Annotated in this window: 14 protein-coding genes and 1 pseudogene; 3 read left to right on the forward strand and 12 right to left on the reverse strand. The window is 72.3% G+C overall.

Annotation, left to right across the window (positions count from 1 at the left end):
* Positions 1 to 168 precede the first annotated feature (168 nt).
* The 11 genes from ACQEWB_RS05830 to ACQEWB_RS05880 all read right to left on the reverse strand — a co-directional run bounded on the left by ACQEWB_RS05830 (position 169) and on the right by ACQEWB_RS05880 (position 13,417).
* Positions 169 to 2,028, reverse strand: coding sequence for an MOSC domain-containing protein (locus ACQEWB_RS05830; RefSeq protein WP_432827739.1), 1,860 nt, complete (start codon positions 2,026 to 2,028; stop codon positions 169 to 171).
* Entirely contained in the window at positions 2,013 to 3,098 is a 1,086-nt protein-coding gene (locus ACQEWB_RS05835; protein WP_432827741.1) for a C45 family autoproteolytic acyltransferase/hydolase, read from the reverse strand. Before ACQEWB_RS05835 ends, ACQEWB_RS05830 begins: the two co-directional genes overlap by 16 nt.
* Positions 3,068 to 4,105 carry a P1 family peptidase gene (locus tag ACQEWB_RS05840; protein ID WP_432827743.1) on the reverse strand — a complete coding sequence of 346 codons (1,038 nt, stop codon included), beginning with the start codon at positions 4,103 to 4,105 and terminating at the stop codon, positions 3,068 to 3,070. The genes ACQEWB_RS05835 and ACQEWB_RS05840 overlap by 31 nt, the downstream gene beginning before the upstream one ends.
* A complete protein-coding gene (locus ACQEWB_RS05845) occupies positions 4,102 to 4,827 on the reverse strand; it encodes an ATP-binding cassette domain-containing protein (RefSeq protein WP_432827745.1) in 726 nt (241 codons plus the stop codon). The genes ACQEWB_RS05840 and ACQEWB_RS05845 overlap by 4 nt, the downstream gene beginning before the upstream one ends.
* On the reverse strand, positions 4,824 to 5,339 hold the full coding sequence (locus ACQEWB_RS05850; protein WP_432827747.1) for an oligopeptide/dipeptide ABC transporter ATP-binding protein: 516 nt from the start codon (positions 5,337 to 5,339) through the stop codon (positions 4,824 to 4,826). Before ACQEWB_RS05850 ends, ACQEWB_RS05845 begins: the two co-directional genes overlap by 4 nt.
* Positions 5,285 to 5,824, reverse strand: a complete 540-nt coding sequence (locus tag ACQEWB_RS05855; RefSeq protein ID WP_432827749.1) for an ATP-binding cassette domain-containing protein — start codon at positions 5,822 to 5,824, stop codon at positions 5,285 to 5,287. The genes ACQEWB_RS05850 and ACQEWB_RS05855 overlap by 55 nt, the downstream gene beginning before the upstream one ends.
* Positions 5,821 to 6,642 (reverse strand): ABC transporter permease, encoded by an 822-nt coding sequence (locus ACQEWB_RS05860; protein WP_432827751.1) that lies wholly within the window; start codon positions 6,640 to 6,642, stop codon positions 5,821 to 5,823. The genes ACQEWB_RS05855 and ACQEWB_RS05860 overlap by 4 nt, the downstream gene beginning before the upstream one ends.
* Before the next feature lie 71 nt (positions 6,643 to 6,713).
* Positions 6,714 to 7,685, reverse strand: coding sequence for an ABC transporter permease (locus ACQEWB_RS05865; protein WP_432827753.1), 972 nt, complete (start codon positions 7,683 to 7,685; stop codon positions 6,714 to 6,716).
* 6 nt (positions 7,686 to 7,691) lie between these two features.
* Positions 7,692 to 9,287 (reverse strand): ABC transporter substrate-binding protein, encoded by a 1,596-nt coding sequence (locus ACQEWB_RS05870; protein WP_432827755.1) that lies wholly within the window; start codon positions 9,285 to 9,287, stop codon positions 7,692 to 7,694.
* 116 nt (positions 9,288 to 9,403) lie between these two features.
* Positions 9,404 to 10,450, reverse strand: a complete 1,047-nt coding sequence (locus ACQEWB_RS05875; protein WP_432827757.1) for a LacI family DNA-binding transcriptional regulator — start codon at positions 10,448 to 10,450, stop codon at positions 9,404 to 9,406.
* A gap of 6 nt (positions 10,451 to 10,456) precedes the next feature.
* On the reverse strand, positions 10,457 to 13,417 hold the full coding sequence (locus ACQEWB_RS05880; RefSeq protein ID WP_432827759.1) for an aminotransferase: 2,961 nt from the start codon (positions 13,415 to 13,417) through the stop codon (positions 10,457 to 10,459).
* 167 nt (positions 13,418 to 13,584) lie between these two features.
* Here ACQEWB_RS05880 and ACQEWB_RS05885 point away from each other — a divergent pair, with 167 nt between their 5' ends.
* From ACQEWB_RS05885 to ACQEWB_RS05895, 3 genes are all read left to right on the forward strand, one after another.
* Positions 13,585 to 14,628 carry an ABC transporter substrate-binding protein gene (locus tag ACQEWB_RS05885; RefSeq protein ID WP_432827761.1) on the forward strand — a complete coding sequence of 348 codons (1,044 nt, stop codon included), beginning with the start codon at positions 13,585 to 13,587 and terminating at the stop codon, positions 14,626 to 14,628.
* Positions 14,625 to 15,626: a FecCD family ABC transporter permease gene (locus ACQEWB_RS05890; RefSeq protein ID WP_432827763.1), complete on the forward strand. Its 1,002-nt coding sequence runs from the start codon at positions 14,625 to 14,627 to the stop codon at positions 15,624 to 15,626. The genes ACQEWB_RS05885 and ACQEWB_RS05890 overlap by 4 nt, the downstream gene beginning before the upstream one ends.
* 74 nt (positions 15,627 to 15,700) lie before the next feature.
* A complete protein-coding gene (locus ACQEWB_RS05895; RefSeq protein ID WP_432827765.1) occupies positions 15,701 to 16,789 on the forward strand; it encodes a FecCD family ABC transporter permease in 1,089 nt (362 codons plus the stop codon).
* Positions 16,790 to 17,110: 321 nt separating this feature from the next.
* On the opposite strand, the pseudogene ACQEWB_RS05900 reads toward ACQEWB_RS05895, so the two are convergent.
* Positions 17,111 to 17,233, reverse strand: a pseudogene (locus tag ACQEWB_RS05900) (hypothetical protein); the annotation flags it as partial.
* Between the last annotated feature and the right edge of the window lie 198 nt (positions 17,234 to 17,431).

Consider the following 17,431-nt stretch of genomic DNA (forward strand, 5'->3'; position numbering starts at 1 on the left):
TCGAACTCGTCAACGACCCGCTCGCACGATCCTCCTGCCCCTGCCCCACCCTGGACGCACCATCGAAGCGCTGGTCCGCTCGGGCACGGAAGCGCATCCCGCGACCGCCTCGACGCTGGACCTCCTCCGAAGAATCCAGCCGGAAGGGGGACAGGAGACGCTTGCGGCTCATCCATGGACCGCCACGTCCCCGACCGGCACCGCGCAGCACAACAGCGCCTCGCCTGCGTCGAGTTGGGCGGTCGGGTCGGTCAGGTGGGCGACCGTCCCGGTGACGCTCTTGCGGCAGGTTCCGCAGGCTCCCGAGCGGCAGGCCGAGGGGAGCCCGAGGCCTGCCGACTCCGCCGTGTCGAGGAGGGTGCCGCTGTCGGCGGTCCAGGTGGTGCGGGTGCCGCTCGCCGTGAAGTGCACGGTGAACGGGCCGGGTTCGGGTGGTGGACGCTCGTCGAGGGACACCGGGCGGGGCGAGAGGAAGCGTTCGTCGCGTACGGCTGCGGCGGGGACGCCGACGGACAGCAGTGCCGTGCGCACGGTGTCGACGAAGCCCTGTGGGCCGCAGAGGTACGCCTCCACCGTGCCGTCGGCCGCAAGCTCCCGCAGTTCGGCGGTGGTCGGGCGGCCGGCGCGGGCGCCGTACGGCAGTCCGGGGCCGGGGTCGGTGACGTACAGGCGTGCCGCGGCGTTCGGGAGTTTCGCCAGCAGGGCGAGTGCCTCCTCCCACAGCGGGGTCTCCGCGCTCGTGCGGACGACGTTCAGTACGGTGACCGGTCGCTCGGGGCTGGCGTCCAACAGGGCGCGCAGGACGGGCAGTACGGGCGTGATGCCGATGCCCGCCACGGCCAGCAGGAGGGGACGGCGCGCGTCGGAGGTGGTGAGGTCTTCGCCGTACGGTCCCGACAGGAGCACCTGGGAGCCGGCCGGCAGAGTGTGCAGGCGGGCCGAGACGCGGCCGTCCGGGACGCGCTTGACGCTGATGCGCAGTTCGGTTTCGGTGGTGCCGGTGAGGGTGTAGCACCGCCACAACGGGCCTGTCTCGTCGGCGAGATGGAGGCGGAGGTGCTGTCCGGGTCGGCAGCCCGTCCCGCCGGCCGGATCGCGGAACGCGAAGGTGGTGACCGTGAGGCTTTCGTCCGTGCGCCGGATCAGTTCGGCGTACCGGGGGCGACCCGGCTCGGCCAGGCGGGCGGTGTAGCGGGGCTCGGCGGGGGCCCGGCCGCGGTCGACGAGGCGGTCGCCCGGCTCGATCCGGCCGCCGCGTACGACCTTCGCGTACATCCCGCAGTACAGGTGGCCGAAGCGGGAGGCGAGCAGGGCGGGGACGTTCAGGTCGCGCACGCCCGTCCCGGGCCGGACCGTCGTGGCCCGGCAGCGCTCGGTGGGGAAGGTGAACTCCAGCTCCGCCTCGCCCAGTTGGACCCGCGCACCCGGCAGGTCCAGCTCGCGCCAGGCGCCCAGGCCGGAGACGTACAGGTTGGCGCGGAAGCGGAGCGGGTCGACGGGGACGCCGGCCGCCCGCGCCAGCGCCTCCACCGTGTCGAGGTTGATGACGGACAGCGGCGCGTCGGACCAGTCCCAGAGGGCCGCACCGGGACGGACCAGGCGGGCGTCGCCGAGGGGACCGGGCGGGAGCGCCCGTGGGTCGCCGAGCGGACGACCCGACTCACCGAGGGGACCGGGCGGGAGCAGCCCCGCCTCGCCGAGTCGGCCGGGCGGGAGCGGCTCCGTGTCGTCGAGTGGGATCCGCACCTCGCGGCCGTCAGGAGCCGTGAGGCGTACCGCGTCCGGCTCCATCTCCAGTCGGCACAAGCCCAGTTCGGCGTGCTTGCGCAGGCGCAGCAGCAGCTCGCTGGAGATCCATCCGTGCGCGTTCGGCTCGACCGGTGTCGCGCCTTCCGTCAGCGCGAACGCCCGGTCCAGCGGCAGGCCTTGGCCCGCCGTGAGGTGTACGTGGGGCAGCGACTGGCCCGGCATGCCCTTCACGGGGTAGCGGTAGAGCGCCTCCAGACGAGGCGTCAGAAGTGCTCCCACGCCGACTCCTCCCCCGCCGTGCACGGACCGCCCGCGTGGCAGGCGAGCCGTCCCTCGGCCAGGTCGAGGCGGACCGTGAGCAGGGTGCGCCAGCGCTGGTGGAACGGCAGGCCCGGCTGCGGGTGGCAGCACACGGGGGCGCCGTCGCTCTCGTGCGCGTGCAGCAGCTCGGCCCAGTGGGCCGGGTCGGGCGAGGCGAGCAACTTCCGTCCGGCGGTGATGTGTTGGAGGCGGGGGTAGGTGCCGGCGGTGCTCACGGCGAGTTCGCCGGTGGCCAGGCGGGGGTCGAGGAAGTGATTCGTGTGCAGGAGGTGTCCGTCGGCGTCCGGGGGCAGTACGGCGGTGCCGGCCGGGCTGAGTTCCACGCAGACGGCGTCACCGTGCCGTCCGTCGTACGTCACGACGGTCAGGACCGTGGACGCCGACACGTCGGCCGAGCGGGCGATGTCCACGGCTTCGGCGATCGTGGTGGCCTCGTCGAGGATCCGGCGGGCCACGGCATGCACGGGTACGCCGATCCGCTCACCGTCCGACGCGTGGCTGAGGATGTTGAAGTGCAGCCCGAGACCTGCCGAGTTGAGGCCGATCTTGCCGAGGATTCCGGCCTCGGTGAAGGTCCGCACACCAGGATGCCGAACCAGGGTCCTGGTCCCGGCGAACTCCTCGTGCCAGTCCCAGGTCTGGATGGTGTGCGGGGCGCCGGGCCCGCCGACGTACACGGCGGTGGTGCATTCGCCGTCGGCGGTGGCGCCGACGGTGGCGAGTATCTCCGTGCGGGCGTTGAGCATGCCGAGCTGCCACAGGGGCACGTCGGCGCCCCGGGCCAGCGCCGCCAGCTCCGTGTGCAGGGCGGGGGCCCAGCGCCGTATCTCCTCGGCCGCCTGATCGCCGTACGAGGGCAGGACGGCCGGATCGACCTGTACGGCCTCGAAGAGCCGCCGGTATTCGGTGATGCTCGTGCGGATGCGGGTCCGGTCGGCCACGCCGAGGGCGTGGCCGCGTTCCGCCGGGTCGGCGGTGTCGGTGTGGTGGCGGGCGATCACCGGGTGCTGCTCAGGATCGCGTCCCACATCACCTCGGCCGCGACGGCGCCCAGGCCTACGGAGTTGATCGCGTGGGCGCCGATCCGGGAGGGGGCGGTCGGCAGGTCGACCTCGTCGGTGGTGAGGGTGAAGAGGGTGTCGCCGTCGAGGTTGGTGTGGAAGGGCTGGATGCCCCGGTGCATGGAGCCGTGCACCTGTCTGCCGAGCTGCTCCAGCGCCCGGTCGTCGAGGCGGACGTTGGTGATCAGCGCCGAGATGGTGGTGTTGCCGGGCGCGGCCGTCGGGCCGTCTCCGGCGAACGCGGCCTGGTAGTCGAGGTGGGGCAGGCGGCGGGTGCCGGTGGCGGGGTCGTAGTTGCCGCGGACCACCGTGCCGTCGCGGTCGACGATGACACCGACGGCGTTGACGACGGTCACGGCGAGGATCCGGATGTCGCCGATCTGCCGGAAGGCGGCGCCCTGTCCGGAGAACTCGCAGCGTGACCAGTCGATCTTGCCGACGGAGGCGCTGATCCCGGCGCCCGCGCGGCCGACCGCGACGCGGCCGGGTTCGGCCATGCGCAGGGCGGCCCGGCCGAGGGCCGCGTCCGGGACGACGGCGTTGGCGCGGGCGGCGAAGTCGTAGATGATCGCGCCGGACACGCACTTGAGGTCGTTCCAGCCGACCTTGTTGTCGACGCGGGCGCGCAGTTCGTCGGCGACTCCGGCGCAGGCGCCGAGGCCGTACAGGGAGCCGCCCGAGAGGCAGATGGCGTGGGCGTACTGCTTGTCGCCGTAGGAGAGGCCGATGGCGCCGCCGCGTTCGTCGATGAACATGCGGGCGCCGGCCGGGACATGGAGGACCGTGGTGCCGGTGGGGCCCTCCGTGTACTGGGCGGTGCCCACCTCGACGCCGGGGAAGTCGAACTCGACCGTGCCCGCGCCGGGGCTGGGCCGCGGCACGAGGTCGAGGTCGTCGTTGCTCTCGGCCGGTCCGAAGGAGGGGGTCGGGATGACCCGGCCGGCGGCCGGTGCCGGGTGCTCGGTCAGCGTCATAGCGTCTCCAGGAGCTGTCGGGAGTAGGGATGCTGCGGGGTGGCGTAGAAGCGTTCGGCGTCGGCGAGTTCGACGATCGCGCCGGCGCGCATCACCGCCACTCGGTGGGCGAGGTAGCGCACCGCGGCGAGGTCGTGGGAGATGAACAGGGCGCCGAAGCCGTGTTCGGTCTGGAGGTCGTGGACGAGGTTGAGGATCTGGGCCTGCACGGACACGTCCAGGGCGCTGACCGCCTCGTCGAAGACGATGAATTTCGGGTGGGTGATCAACGCCCGTGCGATGGCGACGCGTTGGCGCTGGCCGCCGGAGAGTTCGTGCGGGAGGCGCTCGCCGTAGGAGGCGGGCAGGCCGACCTGGTCGAGGATGCGCAGGGCAGCCTGGTGGTGGGTGCGCAGTCGGGCGCCCTTGACGGCGGCGAGGGGCTCGGCGACCGAATCGGCCACGGTGAGGCGGGGGTTAAGGGACCAGTGGGGGTTCTGGAGGACCGCCTGGACCTCTCCGGCGCGGGTACGGCGGCCGCCGTAGGGGAAGCGGACCGTGCCGGAGGTGGGCTTGCGCAGTCCCAGGGCGACGGAGCCGGTGGTGGTCTTGCCGGAGCCGGACTCTCCGACCAGTCCGAGGGTCTCACCGGCGGCGATGCTGAAACCGACCTTGTCCATGGCGGTGACGTGCTTGAACACCACGGAGACGGCGTCGAGTTCGAGGACCGGATCCTCGCTCATCGGGCGTCCTCCTTCGCCAGTGGTGCGCCTGCCGGGTGGTGGCACAGGACCGTGCGGCCCTCGACCTCGCGAGCCGAAGGGCGCGTGGTGGCGCAGTCGTCGGTCGCCGCCGGGCAGCGGGGGCCGAAGACGCAGCCGGGTTCGCCCTCGGTGAGGACGGGTGGGGTGCCGACGATGGTGAGCAGCCGGGTGCCGTCCTTCGCCCGGGCGGGGTCGGCCGCCGACAGAGCGTCGGTGTACGGGTGTTGGGGTGCGGCGAGGACCTGAGCGGTGGGTCCGTCCTCGACGATCCGGCCGCCGTACATGACGGCGATCCGTTCGCAGTGGCGGGCGACTCCGCCGAGGTCGTGGCTGAGCCAGAGCACCGTGGTGCCGTGTTCGGCGGCGAGGCCGAACAGCAGGCGGAGGACTTCCTCGCGGACCTGGCTGTCGAGGGCGGCGGTGGGTTCGTCGGCGATCAGGAGATCGGGCTTGCGGGCCATCGCCATGGCGACGATGACGCGTTGGGCCATGCCCCGGAGATCTGGTGGGGGTAGAGGCGCAGGACGCGTTCGGGGTCGCGGATGCGGACGCCTTCGAGGAGGGCGGCCGGGTCCGCCGCGAACCCTCGCAGGGCGAGCCCGAGTTGGCGGCCGATGCGCAGGGTCGGGTCGAGGGCGCCGACGGGGTCCTGCGGGACGAAGGCCAGCCGTTCGCGGCGCAGGGCGACCAGGCGGTCAGTGGGCAGGTCGAGGACGGACTCGCCGTCGAGCAGGACGCGGCCGCGCGGGACCACGGTGGCCCTGGGCAGCAGGCGTCCGATCAGCAGGCCGAGGGTGGACTTGCCGGAGCCGGACTCGCCGACGATGCCGACGGTCTCGCCGCGGTGGACGGTGAGGGAGGTGCCGTCGAGCGCGCGGACGGTCCGTTTGCCGGTGCGGTACTCGGCGACGACGTCCTCGATCTCCAACAGCGGTGCGGTCGTGCCGACGACGGTCTCCGGTGGCGGTGCTGTCATGTCAGCGACCTCGTCTCTCGGGGTTCGAAGCGGTCGCGCAGGCTGTCCCCGATGAGGTTGATCGCCATGATGGCGGCGACCAGGACCACGCCGGGGGCGACGATCAGCCAGGGGGCTCCGACCATGTAGAGGCCGCCTTCCTGGATGAGCAGGCCCAGGGAGGCGTCCGGGAGTTGGACGCCGTAACCGAGGAAGCTGAGGCCGCCCTCGACGAGGATGCCGACGGACAGGGCGTAGGTGCCCTGGACGGCGACGGTGCCGGCGACGTTGGGCAGGATGTGCCGGAGCATGATCGTCGTGGCGCGGACGCCGCTGATCCGGGCCGCGGTGACGAACTCGCGGCGGGCGACCGCGCGGGCCGCGATGCCGACCATGCGGGTCATCAGCGGGACGGTCACCAGGACGATCGCGGCCAGGGCGGCGGTGCGGCCCGGGCCGAGGACGGCGGCGACCAGGACGGCCAGGACGATGGCGGGGAAGGCGTACAGGATGTCCCCGATCCGCAGGACGATCTCGGCGGTACGGCCGCCCCGATAGCCGGCGAGGACACCGAGGGCGGTGCTGATGACGGCCGTGCAGGTGACCGCGAGGGCCGACAGCAGCAGGGTGGTGCCGATGCCCTGGAGGAGACGGGGCAGGAGGGAGCGGCCGAGGTTGTCGGTGCCCAGGAGCCAGCCGGAGCCCGGTGGTTGGAGCCGGGGCCCGACGATGGCGTCCGGGCGGCCGCCGAGCCCGGCGAGCCGGCCGACCAGGGTGACGAGGAGGAGGGCCAGGAGCACCCATACGGCGGCGCGGAAGAGGCCGTCGTAACCACGCATGGCGGTTGCCCGGCGGAGGCGGCGCCGGAGTGATCCTCGTGTTGTACCGGGGGGCTTGAGGACCTTGTCTTTCATTGCGCCGCCCCCTTCCCCACCGTGCTGATCCGCGGGTCGATGAGGCCGCTCGCCAGGTCGACGAGCAGGTTGGTCGTGATGAAGACCGTCGCCGCGAGGAGGACGCCCGCCTGGATCACCCCGTAGTCGCGGCGGTCCAGGCCGTCGACGAGGTAGGAGCCGAGGCCGGGGACGTTGAAGAGGCGTTCGACGATGACCGCGCCGCCGAGCAGGTAGGCGCTGAGGGTGGCGACCAGGGTGAGGACGGGGACCGAGGCGTTGCGCAGGACGTGGTGGCGCACGATGAAGCCCTTCGGTTCGCCGCGGGCGACAGCGGCCGCGATGTGCGGTTCCACCAGCACGCCCAGGACCGCGTCCCGGGTGGTGCGGGCGGTCGCCGCGACACAGAACACGGCGAGGACGCAGGCGGGCAGGAACAGGGAGCCGATCGAGCCGAGCGGGTCCTTCGACCAGGGGATGTACGTGCCGACGGTCAGGCCCAGGCTGTAGCGGGTGAAGAGGAACACCACCAGGCTGCCGAGGACGAACTCCGGCAGGCTCATGCCGAACGCGCTGACCAGGCGGCCCGGCACTCCCCCGCGTCCGCCGCCGTCCCGGGTCCCGGTGCAGACGCCGAGCGGGACGCCGACGGCGACGGTGAGGAGGAGGGCGAGCACGGTGAGGGTCACGGTGACCGGCAGCCGGTCGCCGAACTCGGCGGCGACCGGGGTGCGGGCGGCCAGCGAGGTGCCGAAGTCGCCCTGGACGGCGTTGCGCAGCCAGTACAGGTACTGCTCCGCCACCGGGCGGTCGAGGCCGAAGCGGGCCGCCGCCTCCGCCTTGTCCGCCCGGGAGGCGAGCGGTCCGAGGACCAGGTCGGTGTAGCTGCCCGGCATCGCGCGGACGGCGGCGAAGATCAGCACCGAGACGCCGAAGAGGGTGAGCGCGGCGGTGGCGACGCGGCCGAGGAGCCAGCGGATGTGGTCCATGACGGCCTACTTCGCGCCCGGGAGGGTGTACGAGGTGATGTCGCGCAGGAAGTTGCCGTAACCCTCGGCGGAGCGCAGGGTCGGGCTCACCTGGTCGGTGCGGTAGCCGACGACGGACGGGCGGGTGACCAGGGGCAGCATCTGGGCGGCGGTGTCGACGCGGGCGCACAGTGCGGCGAGCGTCTTGGTGCGGGCGGCGCCGTCGGGCTCGCTCGCGGCGCGGTCGATGAGCGTGTCGAGGGTCTTGTCGTCGTTGAGGAAGGTGCCGGAGAAGCCGGCGGCGACCGGGTTCCACCAGCGGGAGACCATCGAGGCGTCCACGTAACCGGCGAACCAGCCGACGGCGAGGTCGAAGTCGGGCTTGGCGCCGAAGACCTTGGCGCCGTAGGTGGTGTCGTCGTACTTCTGGATCTTGACGGTGACGCCTGCCTTGGCGAGTTGCTGCTGGATGACCTGGGCGATCTGGCCGACGGCGGGCTCGGAGGTGTAGACGGCGAGGCGGAGGGTGCCGGCGTTCTTCAGCGCGGCGGTGTCGCCGGTCGCGGACGGGAGCTTCGCGGGGTCGCAGGCGCCGGGCAGGACGCTGGGCGTGACCCCGGTCGGCTGTGACTGGCCGCCCAGGGCGACGGAGGCGATCTCCTTGCGGTTCAGGGCGCTGTCGAGGGCGAACCTGACCTTCTCGTCGGCGAGCGGCGAGTCCGGGTTCTTGGAGTTCTGGATCAGGTAGTAGAAGTCGCTGTTGGTCTGGCTCACCACCTTGGCGTCGCGGGTGCCGGCCAGCTGGTCCATGGAGTCGACGTTGTTGAAGTTCACGAAGGCCGCGCTGCCGTTGCGCAGGGCGGCGAGCCGGGCGGCCTCCTGCGGCACGATCTCGATCTTCAGGTCGGTGATCCGTACGGACTTCGCGTCGCGGTAGGCGGTGTTGGGGGTGAAGTTCCAGTACTGGTCCTGTTTGTGGTCCTTCACCACGAAGGGGCCGGTGCCCAGCATCTCCTTCTGCAAGTCCAGCGAGCCGTCCTCGATCTCCTTCATGGGCAGGATCGCGGCCGGGGTGTTGGCGAGCGCGGCGAGGAACGGCGTGTAGGCCTTGGTGAGTTGGACGGTGACCTGGTCCGCGCCGGTGGCCTTGACCGACTTCACCGGGCCGAGCTGGGCGGCGTAGGCGGCCTTGGACTTGAGCAGCCGCTTGATGCTGCCGACGACGTCGGCCGTGGTGAGGGCGCGGCCGTTGGAGAACTTCACGCCCTTGCGCAGCGTGAAGACGTAGGTGGTCGCGTCCGGCTGCTTCCAGGAGCTGGCCAGCATGGGCTTGATGCCGAACTTGGAGTCGACGGTCACCAGGGGTTCGTAGACCAGGGACTCGATCGACCAGGAGCGGGCGGTGGCGGCGGTCTGCGGGTCGAGGCCGCCGGCCTCCACGGAGTCGTAGTCGAGCTGGACGGTGAGCGGTCCGGTGCCCTTCAAAGACGTGTCGGACTGGTCGAGATAGCCGGACTTCGAGGCCTTGCCCGCGGCGCCGGTGTCGGTCGCGGCGGGTGCGGAGCAGGATGTCACGGCGGCCGACAGAGCGACGGAGCACACGAGGACTGCTGATCTTCGCATGGCCGCTCCTCCTTTCGGGGAGTTTGCCGGATCGTTCCGGCAACGAGGGTGAGGAAAGGGGGGAGTTGGGGAGACAACGGGTTCCTGTGACGCTTACGGACTTACGGAAGTGATGCTTACGGGCGCGTGGACGCCCGGATGTTCAACTCGATGGGAAGGTCGCGGACGGTCCCCTTCGGCGTCTCGCCGGAGAGGATCTCGCAGAGCAGGCGGGCGCATGCGGCGCCCATGGTCCGCGGTCTGAGGTCGACCGCGGTGATCGGGGGTTCCGCCGTGCGCATGGCGGAGCTGTCGACGCAGGAGGCGAGGAGGATGTCCTCGCCCACCGTGCGTCCGGCGGCGCGGAGTTCGGGCAGCACCGCGGCGGCCGCGCCGTCGGCGGCGCACACGATGGCGTCGATCTCCGGGGTGCGCGCCAGCAGTTGGCGTACGACGGCCCGGAGCACACTCGGCGGGGAGCCGAACGGCGCCTTCTCCTTGACCTCGGGCACGCCTCGGTCGGCGCACCAGCGGGCATGAGTCCGCTGGAGGGTGAGGGCCCAGTCGCCGGTGGTGTCGGAGGCGACGAAGGCGGGGCGGCGGGCGCCCGACGCGTGCAGATGGTCGAGGAGTTCGGTCATCGAGGCGTCGTGGTCGGACCATATGACGCCGGTGGGCTGCCGGTCGCCGACATACCGCTCGGCCGTGACGACCGGCAGTCCGCTGCCCATCAGCTGCTCCACGACCGGGTCCTCGGCCACCGGGTCGCACAGCACCAGCCCGTCCACCTGCGGGACCTCCGCGCGGCGGTGCGGGAGGTGCCCGGAGGACAGGAGGGTGACGTTGAGCCCGGCGTGGGCGGCCTGTTCGGCGACGCCGAAGACGAAGGACATGTAGTACTCGGCGCTGGTCAGGAACTCCGGGATGTGCAGCGCGATGGTCTCGGTCACCGAGGTGCGCAGGCTGCGGGCGCTGCGGTTGGGGGCGTAACCGAGCCGCTCGGCCGCGTCGAGGACCGCACGGCGGGTGGGCCCCGAGACCCGGCCGTGGCCACGCAGGGCGTCGGAGGCGGTGGTCTTGGAGACGGCGGCCTCGCGCGCCACGTCGGCGATGGTGGGCGGGACGGCGGGGGTCGCGGGTGCGGACGGCGGGTGTGGTGCGGCGGCGGGGGTTCCGGAGGTCATCGCCGATCACCAGCCGTTCGTGAGGACGTCGTCGAGGGCGGCGACGAAGACGTCCGCGCTGTCCCGGGTCAGACACATCGGCGGCTTGATCTTCAGCACGCACTGCCGGTCGGACGTCGGCTGCATGATCACACCGAGTTCGCGCAGCCGCTCGCAGATCGCGGCCGTCTCCTCGGTCGCGGGCTCCAGGGTCGTACGGTCGCGCACGAACTCCACGCCCAGGTAGAGCCCGGAGCCGTGCACCGCGCCGATCAGCGGGTGCCGGTCGGCGAGTTCGAGCAGCCGTCGCTTCAAGTGGCCGCCCACGTCGCGGGCGTTGGCCTGGAGGTCCTCGTCGCGCAGCGCGTCGAGCACGGTCAGGCCGACCACCGAGCTGACGGGGCTGCCGCCGGCCGACGAGAAGAAGTAGCCCTGGGTGCGGTAGGCGTCGGCGATCTCCCGGCTGGTGATCACCGCGCCGAGGGGGTGCCCGTTGCCCATGGCCTTGGCGACGGTCACCACGTCCGGGACGACACCCTGCTGCTCGAATCCCCAGAAGTGGGTGCCGAGCCGGCCGTAGCCGACCTGCACCTCGTCGGCGATGCACAGTCCGCCGGCGGCACGGGTGGCCGCGTAGACCTGTTCCAGGTAGCCGTCGGGGAGGGCCATGCCGCCGGCGTTGCCGTAGTAGGCCTCGCACAGGAAGGCGGCAGGGGCGTGCCCGGCGGTGGCGAGTTCGGTGACGCGGGCGGCGGCCTCGGGACCGTAGCGCCAGGCCTCCGCGCCCCGGTGGCGGCCCCGGTAGGAGTTGGGGGCGGCGACCGTGTGCACCCAAGGTGGGCGCGATTCAAGGGCGCCCGGGTTGTCGGCGATCGAGGTGGAGACGGCGTCGCTCGCGTACGTCCAGCCGTGGTACGCCTCCTCGACGGCGACCACGTCCTGGCGTCCGGTGGTCGCCCAGGCCAGTCGCAGCGCCAGGTCGACCGCCTCGGAGCCGCTGTTCACCAGGAACACGGTGTCCAGTCCGGCGGGCAGCAGCTCCGTGAGGCGTTCGCAGAGCTCGACCACCGAGGCGTAGTGGAAGCGGGAGTTGGTGTTCAGCCGCTGCCACTGACGGTGAACGGCGTCGCTCAGCGCGGGGTGGCCGTGGCCGAGGATCGTCACGTTGTTGAGCATGTCGAGGTAGCCGCGGCCCCGGGTGTCGACCAGGTACTGGCGCCAGCCGCGCTCGATACGGGGAGGTTCCTCGTAGTAGTGCTCCTGGACTGTGGCGAAGGCGTGCTCACGGCGGGTCAGCAACTCCCCTTCCGCGTCCTGGGATTCCGGCGTCCCGGGGAGCAGGAGCGCCGTGGGGTCCGGGCACAACCGGAGCCAGCCGTCGGCGAGTTCGGGGGTGGCGAAGCGGGGCGGGCGGGCGCCGGCGAGGTGGCTGAGCTGTACGCCGAGGAGGTGTACGCCGTCGAACTCGGCCACGGTGCCGAGCAGTTGGCCGGGCTTGACCGGGCCGGAGTCCAGTGGGGCGGTGTCGAGGCCGTCGAGGATCAGCTCGGGCCCGTCGTCCTGCCGCAGGGTCACCGCCCCGTCGGCGTCGCGGGAGACCGTGCCCGCCCATGGGGCCCGGACCTCCAGCGGCTCGGTGACGTACAGCTCGACGCCGAGCGCACAGGTCGCGGCGGGGCTTTCGCCGTCGACCGTGGTGCGGGTCATCCGGAACTCGCCGTGCCGGGTGCGGACGGCGTGGTCGGCACTCAACTCCGCCCGGACCAGGTCGAGTTCGGCGTTCGGCGACTGCCAGAAGCCGGTGTGCAGGCCGTCGGCGAAGACGGAGAGGTCCAGGGCGTGGACGCGCTCGGGAAGACCGGGCACCAGGCGCTCACCGGACACCGGCGCACCTGACTCACCCACCCGCTCCCCGGACCCCGGCGCCGCCTTCGCCCCGCTCGCTCCCTTCAGCTCATGCCGAAGCTGCGCGGTCATCACCCGCGCCGGCACCGACGTCGCCACCTCGAACATCGTCCACTCGCGGTCGAGCGCGTCCGAGGCGTAGTCGTTGTCGGGGTCGAGCCGGACGTCGTACTGACCGCTGGCGACCAGGACGGCCGACCGCAGCACGACCAGCGGCCACAGGACCGCCAACTCCTCGTCGCCGAGCGGGCGCTCCGCGTGGAAGGCGCGTACGGCGGGCAGTACGGAGGTCGGTCCCGCGCCATGGTGGTGCAGTACGGAGGTGCAGGTGACGGCCAGCTCCGCGACGGTCCAGCCGAGGCCCAGATCGCCGAAGTCGATCACTCCGACCGGCATCGGGCGTCCGTCGGGGGCCGGTTCGCAGACGACGTTGTTGTCGGTGAGGTCACCGTGGATCAGCTGCGTCGGCAGGCGGTCGGCGTACGGCTCGACCAGCGCGTGTGCGGCACGGGCCGCGCGCAGCACGCGCTGGGCGCGGAGCTGGTCGGGCAGGTGCGGGGCGAGCGTCTCGACCACGGTGAGCGCGTTGCGCAGGTCCCACAGGCGGGGCTGGTCCACGACGAGGGCGGCCGGCGCGGAGAGCGCGCCGGCGACCCGGCCGGCGATCCGGCCCAGCTCGGCGACGACCGCGGGGGCGAGGTAGCGGCTGTCCATGATGGGCTCACCGGGCACGAAGTCCAGGAGCAGACAGGCGAGTTGCGAGCCGTCGGCCGTGAGCCACTGCACCGGGTCGCCGTCCGCGCCCGGCCGCGGGCGGGGCAGCCGCAGCTCGGGGAGCGTGGCGGCGAGTTCCTCGATCGCCGAGCACCGCACACGCAGGGCCGCCGGGTCGACGGCCGGGTTGGTCACCTTGAGGACGTGGTCGACGGTGTCCGTGCGCACCCGGTAGTTGCGGTCCTGCTGGCTGCCCAGCGACCGGAGCGTGCCGCGCACCCCGAAGCGCTCGTCGAGCAGCGCGAGTACGTCGGCCTCGTCGACCCGGGCGATCGGTCGGACGAGCCAGTCGGCGGAGGGAAGTCCCATGGGTGGTACCGCTTCTCTTGCGTGGCGCTTGCATGCCGCACCGTGGTGCCGCATGCATGCCGGAACGTTCCGGCAAACGTAGAGCCGACATCCGGGGGCGTCAATGCCCGCAGACGACATTTCAAAAAAATTGAAAGTTCGTGGTTGGTAAGGCTACCCTCACCGCCGTGAGACTCCCCATGCTCAGAAGAACCCTCGCCGCCTGCGCGGCCTCCGCCCTGCTCGCCCTCACGGGCTGCGCGAGCTCCGACGCCGAAGGGACGCCGGACGCCGCTCCGGCGTCGGCCGCCGCGGACGCCTTCCCCGTGAGCATCAAGCACGCCTTCGGTACGACCGTCATCGAGAAGAAGCCCACGCGCGTGGCCACGATCGTGTGGAGCAACCACGACGCCGCGCTCGCCCTCAACGTCGTCCCCGTCGGCATACCGAAGCAGACCTACGGCGACCAGGACGGCGACGGCGTACTGTCCTGGACCGCGAAGAAGCTCAAGGAGCTGAAGGCGAAGACGCCGACGCTGTTCGACGAGTCCGACGGCCTGGACTTCGAGGCGATCGCCGAGACACGGCCCGACGTGATCCTCGCGTCGTACTCCGGCATCTCCAAGGACGACTACACGACCCTCAGCGAGATCGCGCCCACCGTCGCCTACCCCTCACTCGCCTTCGGCACGGGTTGGCGGGACACCATCGAGCTGGACGCGAAGGCGCTGGGCCTCGCCTCCGAGGGCGACGCGCTCGTGGCGAGCCTGGAGAAGACCATCGGCGACGCGGCCGCGAACCACCCCACGATCAAGGGCCGTACCGCGCTGGTGGGTTACTTCGATCCGAAGGACTTCAGTACGGTCGGCTACTACACCAGCCACGACGTGCGCAATCAGTTCTCCGTTGACCTGGGCATGAAGATCCCGGCGAGCCTGACCACGCTCTCGGCGAAGACCGACGAGTTCTACCGGACGATCAGCGCCGAGAAGGCCGACGTCTTCGACGACGTCGACGTGATCGTCACCTACGGCGACGACAAGCTGCTCGGCCGGCTCCAGAAGGACCCGCTGCTCGGCAAGATCCCCGCGATCGCCAAGGGCGCGGTCGTGGTCATACCGGACGGCTCCGAACTGGCCGCCGCGCTCTCGCCGCCCACCGCGCTGACCATCCCGGCCACGACCGACGAGTACGCCGGGCTGCTGGCGGACGCCGTAGCGCACCTCAAGTGACCACCCGGTCCCGCCCGTTGCTGTGGCCGGCGGCCTGCCTGGCGCTCGTCGCGGCCGCCGCCCTGCTCTCCGTCATGTTCGGGGCCCGTACGGTCTCCCCCGGCGACGCCTTCGCCGCCCTCGTCCACGGCGAGGACGGCACCCTGGCCCGGGCCGCCGTCCGGCAGCGCGTCCCCCGCACGGGGCTCGCGCTGCTGGTCGGCGCGGCGCTCGGCACGGCCGGGGCGGTGATGCAGAGCCTGACCCGCAATCCGCTGGCCGACCCCGGCATCCTCGGCGTCAACGCCGGTGCCGCGCTGGCCGTCGTCTGCGGGATCGCCTACCTCGGGATCAGCACGCCGGCGCAGTACATGTGGCTGGCGGTGGCCGGGGCGGGCGCGGCGGCCTTACTCGTGTACGCGATCGGCTCGCGCGGGCGGGGCGGGGCGACGCCGGTGAAGCTGGCGCTGGTCGGGACGATGGTGACGGCCGCACTGTCCTCGCTGGTCAGCGCGGTACTGCTGCCGCGCCTCGACGTGGTGAACACCTTCCGGTTCTGGCAGATCGGCGGGGTGGGCGGCGCGTCGGCGGACGGCATCCGCCAGGTGCTGCCGCTGCTGGCGGCCGGCTTCCTGCTGAGCCTGGGCTCGGCTCGCGGCCTCAACGCACTCGCGCTCGGCGACGACCTCGCCACCGGACTCGGCCAACACGTCGCCCGTACCCGCCTGTTGGCCGCCCTGGGCGCCGTCCTGCTGTGCGGGGCGGCCACCGCGGCCGCCGGTCCGATCGGCTTCGTCGGACTGGTCGTCCCGCACACGGTCCGGTTGCTGACCGGCCCCGACAACCGCCGGGTGCTGCCGCTGTCGGCGCTGGCCGGAGCGGCCCTGGTGACCCTCGCCGACGTGGCGGGCCGTCTGGTGGCCCGGCCCGGCGACATGGAGGTCGGCATAGTGACGGCGGTCGTCGGCGCGCCGGTGTTCATCGCCGTCGCGCGGCGGCAGAAGGTGCGGGACCTGTGAGTAACCGTCACCCGGCGGCAGAAAGTGCGGGACCTGTGAGTAACCGTCACCCGGCCGCAGAAAGTGCGGGACCTGTGAGTACGTCACCGGACGCCGGCTCGGCCTCGACGAAAGCTGCGCATACGCCACGGGACGCCGGATCGGTCGAGGCGATCCGCCGTGGCCGACGGCGCCGACTCCGCCGTAGACGAACCGCCCTCGTGGGACTGGCGGCGGTGCTGGCCGCGCTGTTCCTCACCGGTCTCTGCGTCGGACACACCGTCTACTCCTTCTACGACGCCCTGCGCGTGGTCTTCGGCGACAGCGTGCCGGGCGCCTCCTTCACCGTGGGGCGGCTGCGGTTGCCGCGCGCCCTCACCGGGACGCTGGCGGGGTTCGCGTTCGGGCTGGCCGGGGCGGCCTTCCAGACGCTGCTGCGGAACATGCTGGCCAGTCCCGACGTCATCGGGATCACGTCGGGGGCAAGTGCCGCGGCGGTGTTCGCGATCATCGTGCTGGGGCTGAGCGGGACGGCCGTGTTCCTCGTCGCCGTACCGGCGGGGATCGCCGTCGCGCTCGTCATCTACCTGCTCACGTACCGACAGGGGGTCCTGGGCGCGCGGCTCGTGCTCGTCGGCATCGGCGTCGGGGCCCTGCTCAACAGCGTGACCTCCTATCTGCTGCTGCGCGCCCCGGCCTGGGACGTGCAGGAGGCGATGCGGTGGCTGACGGGCAGTCTGGGCACCGCGTTCTGGGACGGGGTGGGCCCGCTGGCCGCCGGGGTACTGCCGCTGTCGGCCGTCCTGCTGGCCCTCGACCGTCCCTTGACGGCGCTTCAGCTGGGCGACGACAGTGCGCGGGGACTGGGCACCCGGGTCGAGGCCGTACGGCTGGCCCTCGTGCTCGGCGCGGTCGGCCTGACCGCCCTGGCCACCGCCGCCACCGGCCCCATCGCGTTCGTCGCGTTCCTGTCGGCACCGGTCGCCCACCGCCTGACCGGCGGCAACGGCTCACCGCTCCTGCCCGCCGCGCTCACCGGCGCGGTCCTGGTGCTGGCCGCCGACCTGATCGGCCAGTACGCCTTCGACACCCGCTTCCCCGTCGGCGTCGTCACCGGAGCACTGGGCGCGCCCTGTCTGCTGTGGCTGCTCGGCCGGTCCCGCCGTGGCGGAGGAACACTCTGACCCGCAAGCGCACGCCGCTCTACTCCGCGCCGTCCGCCGCGTCCCGCTGCGCCTTGTACTCGCGCCACGCGGCGGGCATGCGCTGGACGTCCAGGAGCCAGGCCAGGTAGTCGCGCATGTTGCGGATGCGCCGGTGGGCCGGGCCGCCGGGGTGGTGCCGGCGAGCGCGCGGGCGGCGAGGGCGCGCTGGCTCCTGAGGTAGCCCTGCTCCTTGTCCAGGAAGCCGCCCCAGACGTCCTCGTCCATGACGTAGTAGTGGGCGCGGTCGTCCGGGCGGCGCACCAGGCGCACGAATCCCGCCGCGATGAGACTCCGGGTGTACGTCGACACCGAGCCGCGGCTGGCACCGGCGGCCTCGGCCAACTCCTCCGCCGACACGCCCTCGGGCGCGTCGCTGACCATCAGGTACGCGGCGATACGGCCCTCGATGCGCGAGGAGCCCATGCTCTGCCAGTAGTCGGCGAAGCTCTCGATGAACCAGTCGGGAAAGGCCTCCTCGCCGCCGTCGCCCCCGGCGCCCCTCGCCTCCTCCGGCCCGCCGCCCTGCGGTTCCACCGCTCCGCCTCCCCAGCACGTGATCTTCCAGGGAGCGTAGGCAAACCCGTACGGCGGGGCAAACGGGGCCGCGGCAGCGGGAGCCCT

Origin of the sequence: Streptomyces sp. CA-249302 (genome assembly GCF_050936785.1) — a bacterium.
Lineage (GTDB): Bacteria > Actinomycetota > Actinomycetes > Streptomycetales > Streptomycetaceae > Streptomyces.

What these genes read in the sequence shown, in the direction of transcription:
- ACQEWB_RS05875 (WP_432827757.1), bottom strand. Translation starts at nt 10,450, where the DNA reads ATGACCTCCGGAACCCCCGCCGCCGCACCACACCCGCCGTCCGCACCC.
- ACQEWB_RS05865 (WP_432827753.1), bottom strand. Translation starts at nt 7,685, where the DNA reads ATGGACCACATCCGCTGGCTCCTCGGCCGCGTCGCCACCGCCGCGCTC.
- ACQEWB_RS05840 (WP_432827743.1), bottom strand. Translation starts at nt 4,105, where the DNA reads ATGACGCTGACCGAGCACCCGGCACCGGCCGCCGGCCGGGTCATCCCG.
- ACQEWB_RS05860 (WP_432827751.1), bottom strand. Translation starts at nt 6,642, where the DNA reads ATGCGTGGTTACGACGGCCTCTTCCGCGCCGCCGTATGGGTGCTCCTG.
- ACQEWB_RS05855 (WP_432827749.1), bottom strand. Translation starts at nt 5,824, where the DNA reads ATGACAGCACCGCCACCGGAGACCGTCGTCGGCACGACCGCACCGCTG.
- ACQEWB_RS05850 (WP_432827747.1), bottom strand. Translation starts at nt 5,339, where the DNA reads ATGGCCCAACGCGTCATCGTCGCCATGGCGATGGCCCGCAAGCCCGAT.
- ACQEWB_RS05880 (WP_432827759.1), bottom strand. Translation starts at nt 13,417, where the DNA reads ATGGGACTTCCCTCCGCCGACTGGCTCGTCCGACCGATCGCCCGGGTC.
- ACQEWB_RS05870 (WP_432827755.1), bottom strand. Translation starts at nt 9,287, where the DNA reads ATGCGAAGATCAGCAGTCCTCGTGTGCTCCGTCGCTCTGTCGGCCGCC.
- ACQEWB_RS05845 (WP_432827745.1), bottom strand. Translation starts at nt 4,827, where the DNA reads ATGAGCGAGGATCCGGTCCTCGAACTCGACGCCGTCTCCGTGGTGTTC.